This is a genomic window from Rhodococcus sp. APC 3903 (assembly GCF_030407755.1).
Lineage (GTDB): Bacteria > Actinomycetota > Actinomycetes > Mycobacteriales > Mycobacteriaceae > Rhodococcus_F > Rhodococcus_F erythropolis.
On record NZ_JASDCV010000025.1, the window covers coordinates 1 to 16,244 of the forward strand.

Genomic DNA, 16,244 nt, shown 5'->3' on the forward strand with positions numbered 1-16,244 from the left:
GTTTGCGGCGAATTCAGGAGATAACACGCGCAGACTTGGCAAACGGCGACGACCGATTGGCCTTGCATTTGAGCCTGAAAGTCGCGCGGCTGTTGGACCTCCGATGACCGAGTTGCGCTAAAGGTCTTGTTGCAGAATTCATTTCAATTTGTGAATCTTGTCGAAATAATCGAGAGGGAGTGCACAGCCTGCGAGGTCAACTCACGGGAGATCACCGCCTCCTCGACGGCGCCGGAGGTTCGCTCTTGTTTCGCTCCGTGCAAGCGCCTCCGGGGCGGGCGGCGCTCACGGGGTGATCTCGAATTGCTCTGGGTTTCCGAAGATCCGGATCACGTCGGTCGAGCCGTTGCTGTACTCGATTAGCCAGCACAACCCGTTCCGGGAAGGAATCACCATGGTGATCGATGCCCGCCGGTCACAATTCCAGCGATCCTGTCGGCTGACCTGGATCCGGTGGCCGACGTACCGCACGGCGATATGCCGATGCTGTGTTGGGTATTCGTCGAGCAACCGATCGGTGATGTTCCGGCCGGGGGCGAAATTCGTGTGAGTCACTGCTCCCTCCGCGCTTCTAGAAATGTTAGTTCAACGAGATAGACGTAACCATCTGATGGTCGAGGCGGGCGATGGAGAAATTCACTGTCGTTCGGTTGTGTACATGGGCATTTTCTCTCTATTTTTAGTGGCGTTTTCCTGGATGATGTGAACCGTGAGCACCATTTTCGATGCCAGCTGGATGCCGTTGCTGATCCGTGAGGCCTCGGCAAAGCGTTTGGTCGAGCATCGGCAGCAACTGCTCGAGTCAACGAAAGCGGATCCTGAAGCGGTTGAGAGGGAGCTGCAGATTGCGCTCGAGCTCCGCTCGAAATTAGTGTCGACACGTCAGCAGGCGGACGAGCTTTCGGTTCTGAACGACCTCGCCCGTCGCCTCGCGTCGCTGCACCGCCCGCGCGAGGTGTTACAGGAGGTCGCCGCACAAGCGCGGCGACTCCTGTCGATGGATCTCACCTACATCCTGCTTCTGCAAGACGACGGGAGACTGCAGATCGAAGTCGTCGAGGGCTCAATGGGTTTGGGCCTGCGGGGACTCGAGCTCTCGCCGGGGCAAGGACTCGCCGGCCGGGTGTTGTCTGCGGGGCAACCGATGTGGAGTCAGCAGTACCTGAACGATGACATGTTTCTTCACGTCGACAACGCTGACGCCGCGGTCCTGGCCGAACACCTCGGTGGAGTTCTCGGTGTTCCGCTGATGGCAGGCAGCGAAACTATCGGAGTCCTCGTGGCCGCTGGCCGACGTCCACGCACCTTCTCAGACCGAGAGGTGCAACTGCTCGCTGCGCTGGCCACCCACGCAGCCGTCGCAATCCAGAGCGCAACGCTGTTCGAGCGTGCCGCAAAAGCTGCTGAGAGACTGGGGGCAGCCAACCGCCACCTCGAAGCGACCATCGCTCAACGCCAACGCTCCGCTCAGCTTCGGGAGAGCCTAATGGCAGAAATTCTCGCGGGAAGCGGCACTGATGGTGTTCTCGCCAGGATCGAGAAGTTCCTGGGGCAACCGGTTTACTTCCTTGTCGAGGAAGATCCCGGACCTCGCAGTCGAGAAATCGCCAGCTTGATCGGAACAACCGAAATGTGCGCACTGTTCACCGACACCGGCGTCCCTCTCGTCAGTGTTGACGGACCAGTGGGCTCCGCACTCGCGGCGCAGGTCGCACTGCCGACTGGCTACGTCGGATGCCTGGTCACCGCGGACAACGATGATGTCGACGACACTCGCGGAGTCCTGAGTATCGGGGTCACCTCCGTCGCGTTGGCGGTCGCCTCGGAGCGCGCTGTTGCAGAGGCAGAGTTGCGCACCCGCGGGGAGCTCGCACACGTGTTGCTGTCCGCGGGATCGGATGAGCGGACCGCCAGGCGCCGTGCCCGTGCCACCGGGCTCGACATCGATGCGGTGACGACTCTGGTGGCATTCGATCCAGGTGAAGCGGACACGTCCTCGTCGGCGGTGGCCCTGGCCAATCGGGCCGCCACCCGGATGGCGAACGAGCTAGGCGGATGGTCGTCCGAATACGACGGTCGTGTCATCGTGCTGATATCGCGGATCCCTACCAGCGAAGTGGTCGCACGAGCCGGTACGGCCACCGGCCCTCGCGGCCGATACACGATCGGCGTCGCCTCCACCGAAGGTGGCGTGCTCGGGCTAAGGCGTGCTTACGAGATAGCCCTCCAGACGGCCCGGGTGCTCCACGGACTTGGCCGGGCGGGGGAATGCGCTCAGGCCGATGACCTGGGCATGTTCCGCTCGCTATTCAGTCAGGCCGGCAGGAACGAGGTCTCCGAGTTCGTCGCGACGACCCTTGGGCCGTTGCTCGAGCACGACAGTTCCCGCCGGGGTGACCTGACAGTGACCTTGTCGACTTACCTGCAGGAATCCCAGCACCATGCCCGAACATGCGCGCGGTTACACATTCATGCCAACACCCTCTACCAGAGGCTCGAGCGGATCACCGCCCTGCTCGAGGAATCCTGGCGTCAGCCGGATCGGACCCTGGAATTGCAGTTGGCTCTGCGCCTACGGGAACTTGCACGATTGACCAGTGACTGAGCGGACCGTCGTGAAGATGCCAGAGTCAATCCGCGTCGACAGAGCGCGGGTGACGGACGAGTCGACGGACACTGCCTAATCGATCATCGCGGCTGTACCGGCGACGGCAAGGAGCCGTTCGAGGCCTTGACCCGGCGCCGTCATCCGCCCGTCTCCTACGCCAGGTCCCGATCGTATGCCAAGCCCCGAACATCACATGGGCGTCGTGTTAAGTGATCCACGCCCAAACCGCGACATCCAAACATTTTCGCGCGCAAGACGCTACGTGTTTTGCAAGGGCCGCCCTAGATGATCCATGCGACATGGAAAGCACTTGCACGTTAGGATCTGGGGCTGAGACCAATTCGGCGCGCGTGTTGGTCGGTGAGCGCGTAGGCCTCATGAATGTGGGCGAACGTGCTGCGCGGCGTCCACCCCGCGGCTCGAGAGCTGGTGCGGGTGATAGGTCATTGCACTTGAATACCAGAAGCGTACGCAAACCTCGTCGTTCACGAGTGTCGTAGTGACTGCGATCTGTGTTAGTGGCGCGGCTGCGGCGACCATCCGACGAGGAGGAAGTCTAGGCCCCTCGTGCCGGGGTGAGTTCTGTGATGCGGGTGGTCACCTCAATTGTCCTGGCCTCCAGGGTAATCCCGTATCGTCACCGAATCGACGGAGGGACCATCTATGAGAAGTGTCAAAATGTGGAGATTATCGCTATGTATTTGTTGGTTGTAAGGAGAGGAGAACCGATGAAACTTGCATGCTGCGCAGTAGCAACGGACTCTGACTTCAGTGCGAGAGCGGGCAAGAATGTTAAGTGGGCTACGTGATCTGCCCGCCGTCGATGATCGCCAGAGCGGTGGGCCCAGTTCGCACCTGGGATTCAGGGGCTTTGGGAACCGGGAACCTAGAACGGGCTTTCCGGGGTTCGAGGACTTGTTTTCGATGAGTGCCGCAGCATCATCGGCGTCGGCACGGAGCAGAGACTTTGCGGCACTTCGGAATGCCGGCTCCGGTATGCGTCGGCTGGCTTGGCGCACGAACAACCGATGCACTTCGTCACTGGGGGCGAACATGCCCACTATGAGGTGGACCGCCCTCAGTCTGCTTGATGTGGTCATAGACGGTTTTGTCGGGCTGCTGCCCTGATCGAGACCACGAACTGAGAACCACCAGAGTTTTTGTCCCTGCGACCCGACCGTTGGTGCGGAGCAGGTTGACGACGCGCTGGAGGTCGTGGATGTTCGCAGCGCGGATACGGACGATAGCGTCCGGGTCACCAGCGAGTGTCAGAACTTCCATGACCTCGGGGATCTCTTCGGCGAAAGCCAGAATCATACTGAGTTCCAAGTTGCCGGCGACCCGTAGTTCGAGGACGGCTTCGAGCGCACCGTCAATCTTGGTGGGATCCACCCGCACGGTGTAGCCGTTGATCACTCCGGTCTCTTCGAGACGGTCAATACGCCGTTTCACTGGTGCGACAGTCAGTCCCACGCGATCTGCGATGTCGCGGACTGTTCGGCGGCCGTCTTCTTGGAGTAGGCGGATGATTCCACGATCGATGTCATCGAGCACCGCATGACCATGCACTAAATTGCCGAGATTGGCAAAGTTGTTGCACCGCAGGGCCTGAACAGTTGCAGTTTTCCGCTTCGTTGAGCATCTATGGCGCGTGGACATTGCTCTGGATGGCATCCGGCGTTTAGTGTCGGCCGCACTGTCGGCTACCGCCGAATTCTCTTATCCTCCAGGGGGATCTAGATGTCGGAGCATCATCTCGTGATCGTTGCGGGTCCGGGTCGTGATGTTCCGGCTCGGGTGGCTGGACTGCTGTTACCGATGGACGTGGAGATCATCAGCCTGCAATTCATCCGACAATCAGACCCGGATCGGTGGCGGATCCAGTTGGCTGTACACGTTTCCTCGGCGAACCGACTTGAACTCCTAACCAAACGTCTCAACCGACTCGTCGACGTTGCGCAGGTCATCACTGTGGGATCCCGCGGACATCTCAGGCAGTCCATCTATATGAGGTTGCGGCCAAATCCCGTCGATCTGGTGCGCATCGGTGAGTTGACTCGGTTGTTCGGCGCGGAGACTCTCGAGCTCAGCAGCAAGGGAATGGCATTGTGCTTGACAGCCACGCCCGAGCGGTGCGCCGATTTCGAGTCGATGCTTCGTCCACTCGGTGTCGTGGACATCATGACAAGCGCGGTGTCGGCCTTTCGGGCTGGATCTCCAGCGGTCAGTTCTGATCCCCGATCCGCGGCATACGCGAATTGACTTATCCAGCAAACATGAAGGTAGTGACGCATGACCGATTTAGCGGATTTGCCGACGCCATCGGGAGCCGATGACGTCGCGGCTCTGCCGCAGTTGCAGCTGGTCGACACCAACGGCGTGCTGCTAATCGACGCGGAGACTGCAGGTATCACCTCGGACCTTGTCCGAGGGTTCTGTCGCGATGGTGCTCGCGAGACAGTTTGACCAGGAGGCCCATCACGCAACGCCAGGGCGAGCTTGGTCTCTGGCTCTCCTGCCGCGGGCAGGAAGCAGCTCAGATCGGTAGTATCCGCGCTGTCAGTTCGAGCAGGCAAACGGCTGCACACCCGCGGCTAATCCGACACGCTGCTCCTGTGAAAAAGCCCCAGATATCAGAGGGGGAAGGAACACACTGACACCGCACGGTTCCGCGTATCGCGGAACGCCAATGCCATTAGATCCGGCATTGTCGGTGCAACAGGAACGAGCGGAGGCAGTTAAGGGACCGAGGAGTACGAGGTTCAGTGCCCAAAAAACTACAAGCGAACAATGCGATCGGCCAGTACTGCGAGCCAGGCAGTCCGAGAAGTGGAAGGCCGTCGTCCAAGCCATCTGACGAGACTGAACGTGCCCTCTCCGAATCGAACTGACGATCTCTCCGCCTCAACAGGTCGCTGACATCTGATCGCCGATGCCGGGAAACATTGACGGAGGGGACTTAACTCCGTGTGTCTGGACGTTCTCGGGGTCTGCGCTGGCCGAATTTGCCGCCGAGAAGATAGCCAACTGGGAACGCACCAACTTCTCGGGACTGAGTGGCCTCGCGCTGCTGTCCCCGAGATCTTAGCCTCCGACCCCGCATAACTGGCGGCACCATGGCGGCACGACGAACGCGAACCATGTTCCGCCGCTGACACTTCGGTCAGTCGGCGACAAGACAACAGGATCGAATATGCCAACCTATTTTTCCATCCGATCAGAATCCATGATCGACAGATACAGCCACCTGCACACTGTCGACCTCTCTCCTGACGGTCGGATGCATGTCCTCGACACCCGTCGAGAGTTAGCCAAAACGTATGAGCGGGCCACATGGACGCTGCTCGTGGAACCCGGAGACTCATCTATGACTTCCGATGAAACACCATCGGGCCGGCCCTCGTCTCTGACGATGACGGTCCTCATGACTCCCGATATGACGAACTTCTCGGGCAATGTTCACGGAGGAAGCCTGCTCAAACTCCTCGACCAGGTGGCCTACAGTTGTGCAAGTCGGTATGCGGGAACCTATGTGGTGACCCTATCGGTGGACAGGGTCCTATTCCGCGACATTATTCATGTCGGGGAATTGGTCACCTTCTCCGCCTCTGTGAACTACACCGGTCGAACCTCCATGGAGATCGGAATTCGTGTCGATACAGAGAATATTCAACGGGGAACCAGCCGCCACACCAACAGTTCCTATCTCACGATGGTTGCCGTCGATGCCGCCGGCAAACCAGTGGCGATCACGCCGTTGTCGCTCTCGACAGCGTTGCAACGGGAACGATTCGAGGCAGCCCGACTGCGAAGACGTGCGCAACGGGCGGCGTTCTCGCGGTCCCATGCAGTTCCCTCGGTACCCGAAGGGTGCTGATGCGCAGAACGTTTCACTACAACGTGATTTGACATTTAGGTAGAGTTTCGGGTTCTTATGGGGCGCTGCAGCATTCGTCACCGTTGACGAGACAGCGATATTTCGTGCTGTGTCGGACAATTGGATGTCTCCTACTGCCAAGGCGGAACGGCGATGTTCGACCATCTGCGCGCCTGTCGCGCAGATGGCCCGGCACTCCAGCTCGCGGCTTGGTTAATTCCCGCGAGAAACTCGCTGTACAACTGGTTGGCAGTGGGGGAGTCGAACAGGCGACGCAACTCTGCGCGGCGCGATCTGTTTGCGAAATTCGGCCGCGCAGGTAGCATAACCGGCGTCGTGATTGATCTGAGTTGACCACGCGGCAAACGCTTGGTTATTCCAGATGTGCCCTAACGTCGTCTCCGAATATGCCTCCAAACCCCCAGAGTCGTTGTCCTGGAAAAGTTTGACTATGGCGGGTCCGAGAACTTCGGCGTCATGCAACGCTAAAGCGAGCGTCGATTTCCTCCCAGATGCGGTTGTAGGGCAACAATTTTAGGTCGTTGTCAAGTGGGACTTGGAGATAAATTCTGCTCGCCTTCGTGCCGCGCGGAATGGAAGCGGGGACGGACTTTCGGCGTGACGGATTCGGGTTCACGAAGTGGTGTTTTCTGTGGCAGTCCGTGCATCCGTGTCGGTCCGTCGGGAGGTGCAGGATCGGCGGATGTTCCATGCAAATCCGAGGTCGACATTTGGTGTTGCGTGCCGGCCAGTTGAAGAGTGGGTGCTGGTCGCCGTATCCAGCAGTGCTACCTCGGGATTGCATTTGAACTACGTTGCACAACTGCTGAAATGGAGGATGGAACCGATGCGAGCAATCGTTGTGTGTACTGGTGATTGGGTGCGTCGAGCACGGCGTCGGTCTCGCCGGCTTCCACGATTTCACCCCGGTAGAGAACCACTGTTCGATCGGTCATCTGCCTCACGACTGCTAAGTCGTGAGTGATGAAGAGCATGCTCATCCCGTTCTCCGCTCTGATGGAGCGAAGCAGCTCGAGGATTTGGGCCTGCACGGAGACGTCCAGGGCGGCAACAGGTTCGTCGCAGATGAGCAGCTTGGGTCGAACGGCAATTGCCCGGGCAATCACGGCGCGCTGACGTTCGCCGCCCGAGAGCGCCGCCGGACGGAGAGCGGCGTAGTTGCCAGGTAGCCCCACCTTGCCGAGCAATTCCGAGACTTCCGAGGCCATGGAATCGCTATCGAGTTTGTCCGCTCCGGTTCGTACGGCTATCGCTTCTCGCAAGGCTGCACCGATGGTTCGGGATGGATTGAGTGCCGCGTACGGATCCTGGAACACTACTTGGATCTTCCGGGCCAATTCGACTCTGGTTTTTTGCGCAGTGGATGCAGTGGGCGTGAGCTCTCTGCCGAATGCCGATATCCGGCCGGAGGTGACGTGCTCCAGGCCTAGGAGGGCACGAGCGACAGTTGTCTTCCCTGAGCCGGATTCACCTACCAGTCCCACTGATTCGCCGGCGCGGACCGAGAAGGTCACGCCGCGAAGGGCGTGTGAGTCTTTGGGCTTGCCGAACATCGCTTTAGCGCGATAAACCTTGTGTACGTTCGCAACCTCGACTATCGGTGGGCCGATCGTCTCGAATGATCGTGACGTGGATTGTTGAGGTAGAGGTGGTTCGAACTCGGAACCGCGGGGAAACTCGTCGTGAATCCGATCGATCCGGATGCAAGCCGAGGCGTGTTCGATCGTGATGGGAGTGAGAGCTGGTCGGGCTGAAAAGCATTCGCCGACAGACCATTCGCACCGGTCAGCGAATGCGCACATCGCTTCGACGGCTGCGGCTTGAGGCACACTGCCGGGAATCGACGTCAACCGTTCGACTCGACGATCGACTGGGGGACTGGCCGACATCAGCCCACGTGTGTAGGGATGCGTCGGGGTGCGGGCAAGATCGGCGACCGTAGCCTCCTCCACCACCCGTCCTGCGTACATGACCTGGATCCGATCGCAGACGTCCATTGCCACGTGCAGATCATGAGTGATCAAGATGAGCGCCATGTTTCGTGACTTCTGTAGACCGGCGAGAAGTCGGAGGACTTCGTCCTGGGTGGTCACGTCCAGTGCAGTTGTCGGTTCGTCGGCGATCAGCAACTCCGGATCGCCGGCAAGCGCGGCCGCCATGGCAACTCGTTGTCGCATACCCCCGGAGAGCTGAAAGGGGTACTTTTGTGCGACGTTGGGATCCAAGCCGACCTCCGCGAGGCGCGCAGCAACTTCGGCCCGAACTTGTTGACGTCCGCCCTCTCGGACATTGGGCGGGAGTGTCTCCCGCACGTGCTCGCCTACCGTGTGGATGGGGTTGAGCATGCTGAATGGGTCCTGCATCAACAGACTGATTCGGGAGCCCCGTAACGATCGCAGTTCACGTTCGCGTGTGCCGATCAACGGGATTCCGTCGAAAGCTGCTGCTCCTCGTGCATGGATTCCCGGCGGTAGCAAACCGACCAGCGAACGAACTGCCATCGATTTTCCACTGCCCGACTCGCCGACTATCCCGAGAGTCTCGCCTCGGCGGACCGTGATGTTGACATCACTGACGAGCACCCGCGACCTGTTCGCGTACACCGATAGCCCGGAAACTTCCAGGAGGGGGCCATTCGCATCGGCCGTTTCCGATTGTACTGTCACATCTTCCACAGTCATCTACTTCCGTTCTCCCGAGTCTGACAGCCGATTGAAGAACCAGTCGCCGAAGATCGTTGCGGCGCTGCCGGTCAGGATGAGACAGGCTGCGGGGGCAACTGCGACCCAAGGGTTCTCGGAGATCATCGATTGCCCCTGGGAGAGCATCGATCCCCAATCCGCAGCCCCGGGGGCGATACCGATACCGAGAAACGACAACGACGAGAAGGCGACCAACGCTCCGACGAAATCCAGCAGGAAGACGGCGAGCACGGTAGGCGCGATGTTGGGCAGCACATGGCGGATCATGATCCGTGAGTCGGTCAATCCGAGGGTCTTCGCAGAGTCGATGTACGGCAGACGAACCTGGATGCGCGTCACACTGCCGACTATTCTGATGGCGCTCGGTACTGACAGGAAAACCAGAATCGCCACAGTCAGCCAGTAGCTCCCGCCGAGAATCCCCAGGAGCACGATGGCGACGAGGAGCGCGGGCAGGGCATACACGAGGTCTGCGAATCGGTTGAGGACGCTGTCGAGTGCACCGCCGTTGTATCCAGCGACCAGCCCCGCGGATGCGCCGACTATCACTGTTCCCATCGCTACGCACAGCGGTCCGAGCACGGAGCGGCCGGCACCGTCGATCAAACGGGAGAGGACATCTCGCCCCATATCGTCGGTGCCCAACCAGTGTGTGCGATCGGAACCGGTCACACCGCGGAGAAGATCCTGAGTGTAGGGGTCGTAAGGGCTGATGATCCGACCGGCGACAGCCGCGACTACCACCACACCGAGGATTAGCAGTGCAATCACAACGGTGATGGGGATTCGCGATCCACGCCTGCTCTTTTCGCGTTCGGTGAGTGCAGTCATGTCATCCCTTTCCTGCGTACCGCATGCGTGGGTCGACGAGGAGAGCTACCACGTCCACCGTCAGGTTGACGACAATCACGAAGGCGCCGAGACACACGGCCAACCCTTGGACAACGGGTAGGTCCTTTTCGGTGACCGACTGCACCATCAGCGAACCGACTCCCGGTACGGAGAACACGGTCTCGACGAGGACGGCGCCGGACAGCGCAGCGATCAGTATCAGACCGGCCGCAGTCACCACCGGCATTGCGGAGTTCCGTAACGCATATCGGAAGAAGACCCGTGAGGGGTCGAGACCACGAGCCTTCGCGAATGTCATGTAGTCCTGCTGGAGCACGTTGAGCGCTCCGGCGCGTGTCTGCCGGATCAGCAGTGCGATGAGCGCAATGCTGAGTGCTGTGGCAGGCAAGGTGAGGTGCACCAACCGATCGAAGAATCCATTGCCCACGCCGTAAACGGGGAACAGTCCGAGCGCGAGTCCGAATACGAAAATCAGCAACATTCCGACTGCGAAACCTGGCGCACTCATACCTATTACGGAACCCATCGAGATACCTCTGTCCACCCATCTGTCGCGCTGATAGGCCGCCAACATTCCGCAGGGGACCCCGATCCCGACCACCAAAACAAGTGTGTACACCGCCAGTTGGATCGAGACCGGTAGGTGATCGGTAATGATGCCGGTCACCGGCGCACCTGATCTGGTCGACGTCCCGAAATCGAGCTGCAGTGCATCGACCAACCAGTGCCAATACTGAACCAGGAAAGGATCGTTGAGGTGATGTCGTGCCTCCAGGGCCGCGATCAGTTCGGGTGTGCTCGGACGAGAGCCGACAAGGACGGCAATTGCAGAGCCCGGCGTCACCGACAGCAGACTGAACACCAGAAAACTGATTACCAGAAGCAGCGCGGCCGACACCATGAGTCGCTTGCCGATGAACGCCGCTACTGCCATCTCAATCGAACCTCGTTGTGCGGGAGAGATAGTCGTTCACGACGTTGCCTTCACGGCGGTAACCCACGAACCGTTGACGAAGTCGTAGAAGGACATGTCGCGATCGAAGGCGAACCCGTCGGCTATTGCGTATACCAGATTCGGATTGAACAGCGGGACGTACGGAAGTTGTTCGTCGATGCCAGTCAAGATGGTCTGGGCGGCAGTCCATCGATCCAGGGATGACGTCGACCCGTTCAGGACGGGTAGCGCCTGTTCGACGGAATCGGTGGACCAATTCGAGGCGTTGAATTTCGGCGCGACAGCGTTCTCCTTTCCGACGACGGAGCCGATCAATTTGGGGTCGGGCGTCGATGCGGTAATCGACAGGAATCCGATTCCGGGAACCTTGTGGGCGTACAGGTCGGAAATCCATTGGGTCTGGGTGATGGGCTTTGGAACAACGGTCACACCGAGTGGCGCCAGGTTTTGTTGCAGATTGAGTACTGTCAGTTTCGTCCAGCTCACGTTGTCGGTGTAGGGAACCTCCACCGTGAATCCCTGGGGATGCGACGAGGCGGCAAGTTCTTGCGCCGCAAGGTTACTGTCGAACTCGATCCCGCCGAGTCCATCCAGGAAGGATTGTGCGTTCTCAGGGGAACCGGCGACACCGGTCAACATTTCCGGAGTTGCCAAACCCTTTAAAATCACGGAGTCGTTACCGAATGCCGCCTCTGCGATTCCTTTTCGATCGATCGAGTGCGCGACGGCCTTCCGCACGTGGACATCGTCGAACGGGCTCGTACTGGTATCGAACGTCAAATACGCGAGCTTGGTCAGAGGGACCTCGATCGTGTCGATTCCACCGATCTGCTTCCACTGTGACTGCTTCTTGATGTCGGCCACATTCGCAGCTTGGATGTCGCCGGATCGCATTGCCAACTGAGCGGTGTTGCCGTCCGGAATCACGTCGAACTTCAGCGTTTCCGGTGCAGGTTGCTCAGACCAGTAGTCATCGTTTCGGACAAGTTGCACACCGGAACTTGAATATTCTTGGACCCGGTAGGGGCCAGTGCCCACCGGAACCGCTTGCGCAGTACCCAATTCGGCAGCATGTTCTTCAGCGAACCTTGCCTGTTGAATCAGTCCGAACAGCGCGATGCTCTGCCTGGCAACCGGATCGGGATGCGACAACTTCACAGTCACCCGCATCGGTCCGGTTTGTTCGATGCTTTCGAGACTTTCCAGCTCGCCGGCAGTTTGCGCCCCGGCTGCGGAATCAGAGACGTGCCGAAGGCTCCAGATCACGTCCTCCGGGGTCAGTAGAGTTCCGTCGGAGAATCGTACGTCGGACCGGATGACGTATTCGATGGTCGTCGGGTCAGGAACCGATACGGATTCGGCGAGATGAGGTCGCAACTCTCCTTCACCGGAAAGCCGTTCCAGTGGTTCGGTGAATAGACTCTGAACCTGCATGGAAGGACCGAAGTCCTTGGTGATGTCCAAGGAGATCGGAGCCGCTGCAAGAGCGAAGGTGAAGGTGGGTATCGGATCGTCGGTGATGGTTCGAGTCTGTGTGGCTCCCGGTGCGGAGCCACACGCGGAAACCACGAGGACGACTGCTGCTGCCGATACCGCGTACGTGGCGGTCCGCGTACAGGTGCGCATCGCGAGATGTCGAACTGGATTCTTCAAGCGTCAACTCCTTTTTCACGAAAGTTCAACCGGATATGACGGGTAACGCTACGGAGATGTAGGTCACATATCGTTAGACGATTGTCGAATCCACCGCGGATACTTTTCGACGATCGGAAGAGTGCTTTGGAAAGCGGTGTCCCGAGTCCAACGGTAGTGACGGGTGTGATCGTGCGGGCGGTCGCCGAGGAGTACGCCCGCCGGACTTCCTGGCCTCAGATGCAGCGCTCCGAATTGCCATCGAGATTGCCATCAGCTGCGCTGCAGCGGTGGCAAGTCGCCGGATCAGCCAACTGACGAACGGGCATGCCGGGCGCGTGTACCGGGTCTCCGCGCGCCTCGGCTGCCGACGACGACCGGGTCCTTGCCGGAGTTCGGTTCGACCTCCTTGTCACGTCGCGATGATTTGTTGACCGACGTGATCCGCCTCCTGTCGGAAGCATCAGCCGGAACATTGGGGCTCCTATTCCGCGAGGCCCCGAATGCTCGCGCGAAATGCACTGGAGGCCGGCGTTTGCGGCCGCCGCTGCCCTCGGGACATCACCTCGGGTGACGTCCGACTGGACCTTCGTTCCTTGGACGGTTAGGACACCAACCCTTGCCGATGAGAGACCCCAGCGCGATCGTCAGATGTCTAGGAGACTGTCTTTCGGTTGCGGCAAAGAACAAACCGGATCCGTATGAGGCGACATCGCCACCGACTACGGCCCAATCGGAACGTAGTCGACGGGCGGTTGTTGCCCGAGCAGACTTCGCACGAAGTGATCCCAGTACACCATCGATGCGTAGGGGCTGCGATCGTAGTGGCCCACTCCGGGCCAGATCTTGAAGTCGAAACGTTTTCCGGCCCGGATGAGCGCGTCAGCAAGGGCATAGGAATGATCGACCGTCGCGTTCTCGTCAATCTCCCCGCATGCGATCAACAAGTCCCCCGACAACCGGTCGACGAGGTGGATATTTCCCAGGTGCGTGTACCGATCGCTGTCACGATCGGTGTCTCCGCCGATATGCCAGTCCCACATGCCGTACGGCAGCTTCTTCGCTACGTGCACTCCTGCGCCGCTGACCGCGGCACGGTAGAAGTCCGGAAACATGAGCAACATCCTCGCGGCGTTGTAGCCTCCGTACGAGTGCCCGATGATTCCAACGCGGGCCAGGTCGAGTCGAGGATCACCCGCGGCAAGAGCAGCGATCGCCGTCACGTGGTCTTTCAATCCTGCCTCGGTGTGGGACCGACGAAATGTCCACTGCCGGAATGCGCGCTCACGTCCGGGGGTGCCTCTGCCGTCGAGCATCACAGCAGCAAAACCCAGTGCGTTGTAGGCCGGCAGATACACGTGTCGACTCGCCATCATGCTTGCTCCAATGAAGGCATGCGGCGAATGGGTTGTCTGGTACCCGCCGTACACGTCCTCGATTACGGGAATGTGGGTGGGATCGAGGGGTTCGTTCGGCATCGACAGGATGCCCCACAAGTCGGTGACACCATCATCGGCTTTCACGCAGAATGATTGGGGCACAACATATCCGAATTCGAGGAGAGGTCCGATATCTGTACGTTCAAGTTCCAGCACCACGCGGCCGCCGTCGTGCGCGTCGCGCAGGAGAATCACGGGCGGGTCGCTGACTGTCGATTGGTGATCGACGAAGAATCGTCCGCTGGGACTGATGCTCTGCTCGGGCGCCTTCCCATGGCCGAATGCCAGATTGAAGAACTGCGGTGCCGGGGAGACGAGTTCGTGATCGGCGGGCTCGGGTGTGAGGAGTCGCTGCGTTCCGCCATCGAGACCGGCGCGGTACACCCGGCGCCAATATGGGTTGCCACCGTCTTCCGAAGTTCCTGCAACGAAGGTGATCTCGCGTCGTTCGGTGTCGAGATGCAGGATGTCGCGAACGACCAGTTGTCCCTCACTCACGCGATTTTTCTCGAGCCCGGTGTTGAGGTCGTAGAGATAGAGGTGCCCCCAACCGTCGTGCTGGGAGAACATTACGGCCTCTGAGAGTTCGGGTAGAACTCGAACTAACGGAAGGTTGTAGAGGAACTGATTCGGTTCGTAGAGTGGCTCGTTTTCGACAACGAGCGCGTCGCGGCGTTCGCCGGTCCTCGTATCGACCTCGACGAGGCTGGCTCTGCTCTGGCCCTGGTGATGGTGCAGCATGTACAGGCGGGTCTCGTCCAACGACCACGTGACCTCGGTGCTGCCGTTCGTCGACAACTGTGAAACGAGACCATCCGCAGCGTCGACGCGAACCCACTTTCCCGTGTCCAGATCGATTATTCGACATTCGGATTCAGGTGGTGGGCCCTCGTCCTCGAGTTGAACGCGCCACGAATGAACTTCGGGTCTCGCCCGTTCGGAGGGTGCAACGTTTTCGGTCATGTACTTGATGGACATATGACGCTCGTCTGTGCGCATTGTGATCACCCGGCGCCCAGACGGTGAGTGGACGGTGCTCATCGGGGGTAGCTTGAGACCTCTGCGCCGGAACGGCACCACCATGTTGGTATCGGAAGGAATTGTTCCCCAAGCGAAGTCGGGCTCTCCATCGAAAGTGAGTTGCGTCTCACCGTTGGCGTCCACAAGCCACAGATCGTTGTTGCGTCGGATCAGCCCACGCTCGTCCGGGCCGCGAAGGATTTCAGATTCGCTTGATCGAGCTGTGTCGTCAATACCCAGCTCGGCAGCCGAGGATGCCACTGTCCGGCGAGGAATCTCGGGGTCGACGAGTACGAATTGCTCGCCGTCTCTACCACGACGTTTGTACCAGAAGCTGTCACCGGCTCCGGTCCAGACGGGATCGATGCGACGATTGCGCATCAGCGTGCGAATCCTGTCCGGAGACAGTGCTGCGGCCTGGCGATAGCGGTCGGACATGGTCATCATGAGAGCAAATCACTCCTCATCTGTTGGATAGCAGGGGCAGTGTCAGTCCCGCTGCTTTTAGTGCAGTGTCGTGGAAATCGGTGATGTCGAACCCGAACCCAGATCGGCGGGTAGTTCCTCGCGGAGCGAGTAGTGGAAGTCGTCGCCGAGGGGGTCGAAGACCAGCCAGTATCGCTTCTCGGTGTTCACCCACGTTTCCGCGGCGGTGTGTGCCGAGGTGACACTATTCTTCAGATTGGGCGGCGGTACGGCGGTGTTCGACAAATCGATACGCGCGATGATGTTTCTGCCTCCGGATGCCCGGCTCGCCATAACTTCGGGTCCGATGTCCGGCAACCCCTGAAGAGTTCGACCCAGCTTGTTCCCGACGACGGGCGCCTCCGCCAGGGCCCGCCATGCGTCGTCCACTGTCGTGTGGGCTCGCGCCTCCTGCTCGAACGTGTGAGTGTCGAACGTCGAATCTGCCATGGTGAATGCCCTTCGCCGCCTTCGCATATGCGCCGTTCAATAGTAGGTCGGGGCATCCGCATACGACTCTCTACATTTGTCGAAGTTTTTGCTGTCGATTTCCGGCATTTGTAGGGCGGCGGAAAATGCGCACTCTTACGGATCTCGACAACGACTGTGCAGGTGCGTATCTCCGGAGGTCCGGAGAATCGCATACTCGGACAAGTATGTGTTCCAGTCCGAT

General features: G+C 59.6%; 13 protein-coding genes. 5 read left to right on the forward strand and 8 right to left on the reverse strand.

Features of this window, described 5'->3' with window-relative positions:
• The first annotated feature begins 2 nt into the window (after positions 1–2).
• Complete coding sequence (locus QMA15_RS27015; RefSeq protein ID WP_290287464.1) at positions 3–107, forward strand: hypothetical protein; 105 nt, start codon at positions 3–5, stop codon at positions 105–107.
• A 178-nt stretch (positions 108–285) separates the two neighbouring features.
• On the opposite strand, the gene QMA15_RS27020 is transcribed toward QMA15_RS27015, so the two are convergent.
• The gene (locus tag QMA15_RS27020; RefSeq protein WP_290287349.1) at positions 286–555 is read right to left on the reverse strand and encodes a hypothetical protein; all 270 of its coding nucleotides are present in this window, start codon (positions 553–555) and stop codon (positions 286–288) included.
• A 154-nt stretch (positions 556–709) separates the two neighbouring features.
• Between QMA15_RS27020 and QMA15_RS27025 the strand changes: the two genes are divergently transcribed.
• Positions 710–2,605 (forward strand): GAF domain-containing protein, encoded by a 1,896-nt coding sequence (locus QMA15_RS27025; protein ID WP_290287351.1) that lies wholly within the window; start codon positions 710–712, stop codon positions 2,603–2,605.
• 1,041 nt (positions 2,606–3,646) lie between these two features.
• Here QMA15_RS27025 and QMA15_RS27030 read toward each other — a convergent pair.
• The gene (locus tag QMA15_RS27030) at positions 3,647–4,162 is read right to left on the reverse strand and encodes an Lrp/AsnC family transcriptional regulator (protein WP_290287352.1); all 516 of its coding nucleotides are present in this window, start codon (positions 4,160–4,162) and stop codon (positions 3,647–3,649) included.
• Positions 4,163–4,348: 186 nt separating this feature from the next.
• Here QMA15_RS27030 and QMA15_RS27035 point away from each other — a divergent pair, with 186 nt between their 5' ends.
• From QMA15_RS27035 to QMA15_RS27045, 3 genes are all read left to right on the forward strand, one after another.
• Positions 4,349–4,870 carry a hypothetical protein gene (locus QMA15_RS27035; protein WP_290287354.1) on the forward strand — a complete coding sequence of 174 codons (522 nt, stop codon included), beginning with the start codon at positions 4,349–4,351 and terminating at the stop codon, positions 4,868–4,870.
• Positions 4,871–4,900: 30 nt separating this feature from the next.
• Positions 4,901–5,074, forward strand: a complete 174-nt coding sequence (locus QMA15_RS27040) for a hypothetical protein (RefSeq protein WP_290287356.1) — start codon at positions 4,901–4,903, stop codon at positions 5,072–5,074.
• Between the two features lie 901 nt (positions 5,075–5,975).
• Positions 5,976–6,485, forward strand: a complete 510-nt coding sequence (locus tag QMA15_RS27045; RefSeq protein WP_290287466.1) for an acyl-CoA thioesterase — start codon at positions 5,976–5,978, stop codon at positions 6,483–6,485.
• Between the two features lie 788 nt (positions 6,486–7,273).
• On the opposite strand, the gene QMA15_RS27050 is transcribed toward QMA15_RS27045, so the two are convergent.
• The 6 genes from QMA15_RS27050 to QMA15_RS27075 all read right to left on the reverse strand — a co-directional run bounded on the left by QMA15_RS27050 (position 7,274) and on the right by QMA15_RS27075 (position 16,021).
• Entirely contained in the window at positions 7,274–9,172 is a 1,899-nt protein-coding gene (locus QMA15_RS27050; protein ID WP_290287358.1) for an ABC transporter ATP-binding protein, read from the reverse strand.
• 15 nt (positions 9,173–9,187) lie between these two features.
• The gene (locus QMA15_RS27055; RefSeq protein WP_290287360.1) at positions 9,188–10,039 is read right to left on the reverse strand and encodes an ABC transporter permease; all 852 of its coding nucleotides are present in this window, start codon (positions 10,037–10,039) and stop codon (positions 9,188–9,190) included.
• Position 10,040: 1 nt separating this feature from the next.
• Positions 10,041–10,994: an ABC transporter permease gene (locus QMA15_RS27060; protein WP_290287362.1), complete on the reverse strand. Its 954-nt coding sequence runs from the start codon at positions 10,992–10,994 to the stop codon at positions 10,041–10,043.
• A gap of 36 nt (positions 10,995–11,030) precedes the next feature.
• Entirely contained in the window at positions 11,031–12,668 is a 1,638-nt protein-coding gene (locus QMA15_RS27065; RefSeq protein WP_290287364.1) for an ABC transporter substrate-binding protein, read from the reverse strand.
• A gap of 701 nt (positions 12,669–13,369) precedes the next feature.
• Positions 13,370–15,553, reverse strand: a complete 2,184-nt coding sequence (locus QMA15_RS27070) for a prolyl oligopeptidase family serine peptidase (protein ID WP_290287366.1) — start codon at positions 15,551–15,553, stop codon at positions 13,370–13,372.
• A gap of 57 nt (positions 15,554–15,610) precedes the next feature.
• Positions 15,611–16,021: a hypothetical protein gene (locus QMA15_RS27075; protein WP_290287368.1), complete on the reverse strand. Its 411-nt coding sequence runs from the start codon at positions 16,019–16,021 to the stop codon at positions 15,611–15,613.
• Positions 16,022–16,244: the final 223 nt, after the last annotated feature.

Excerpts from the sequence above, each read along its gene's own strand:
- QMA15_RS27035 (WP_290287354.1), top strand. The coding sequence starts at position 4,349 with ATGTCGGAGCATCATCTCGTGATCGTTGCGGGTCCGGGTCGTGATGTT.
- QMA15_RS27040 (WP_290287356.1), top strand. The coding sequence starts at position 4,901 with ATGACCGATTTAGCGGATTTGCCGACGCCATCGGGAGCCGATGACGTC.
- QMA15_RS27045 (WP_290287466.1), top strand. The coding sequence starts at position 5,976 with ATGACTTCCGATGAAACACCATCGGGCCGGCCCTCGTCTCTGACGATG.
- QMA15_RS27055 (WP_290287360.1), bottom strand. The coding sequence starts at position 10,039 with ATGACTGCACTCACCGAACGCGAAAAGAGCAGGCGTGGATCGCGAATC.
- QMA15_RS27060 (WP_290287362.1), bottom strand. The coding sequence starts at position 10,994 with ATGGCAGTAGCGGCGTTCATCGGCAAGCGACTCATGGTGTCGGCCGCG.
- QMA15_RS27070 (WP_290287366.1), bottom strand. The coding sequence starts at position 15,553 with ATGATGACCATGTCCGACCGCTATCGCCAGGCCGCAGCACTGTCTCCG.
- QMA15_RS27075 (WP_290287368.1), bottom strand. The coding sequence starts at position 16,021 with ATGGCAGATTCGACGTTCGACACTCACACGTTCGAGCAGGAGGCGCGA.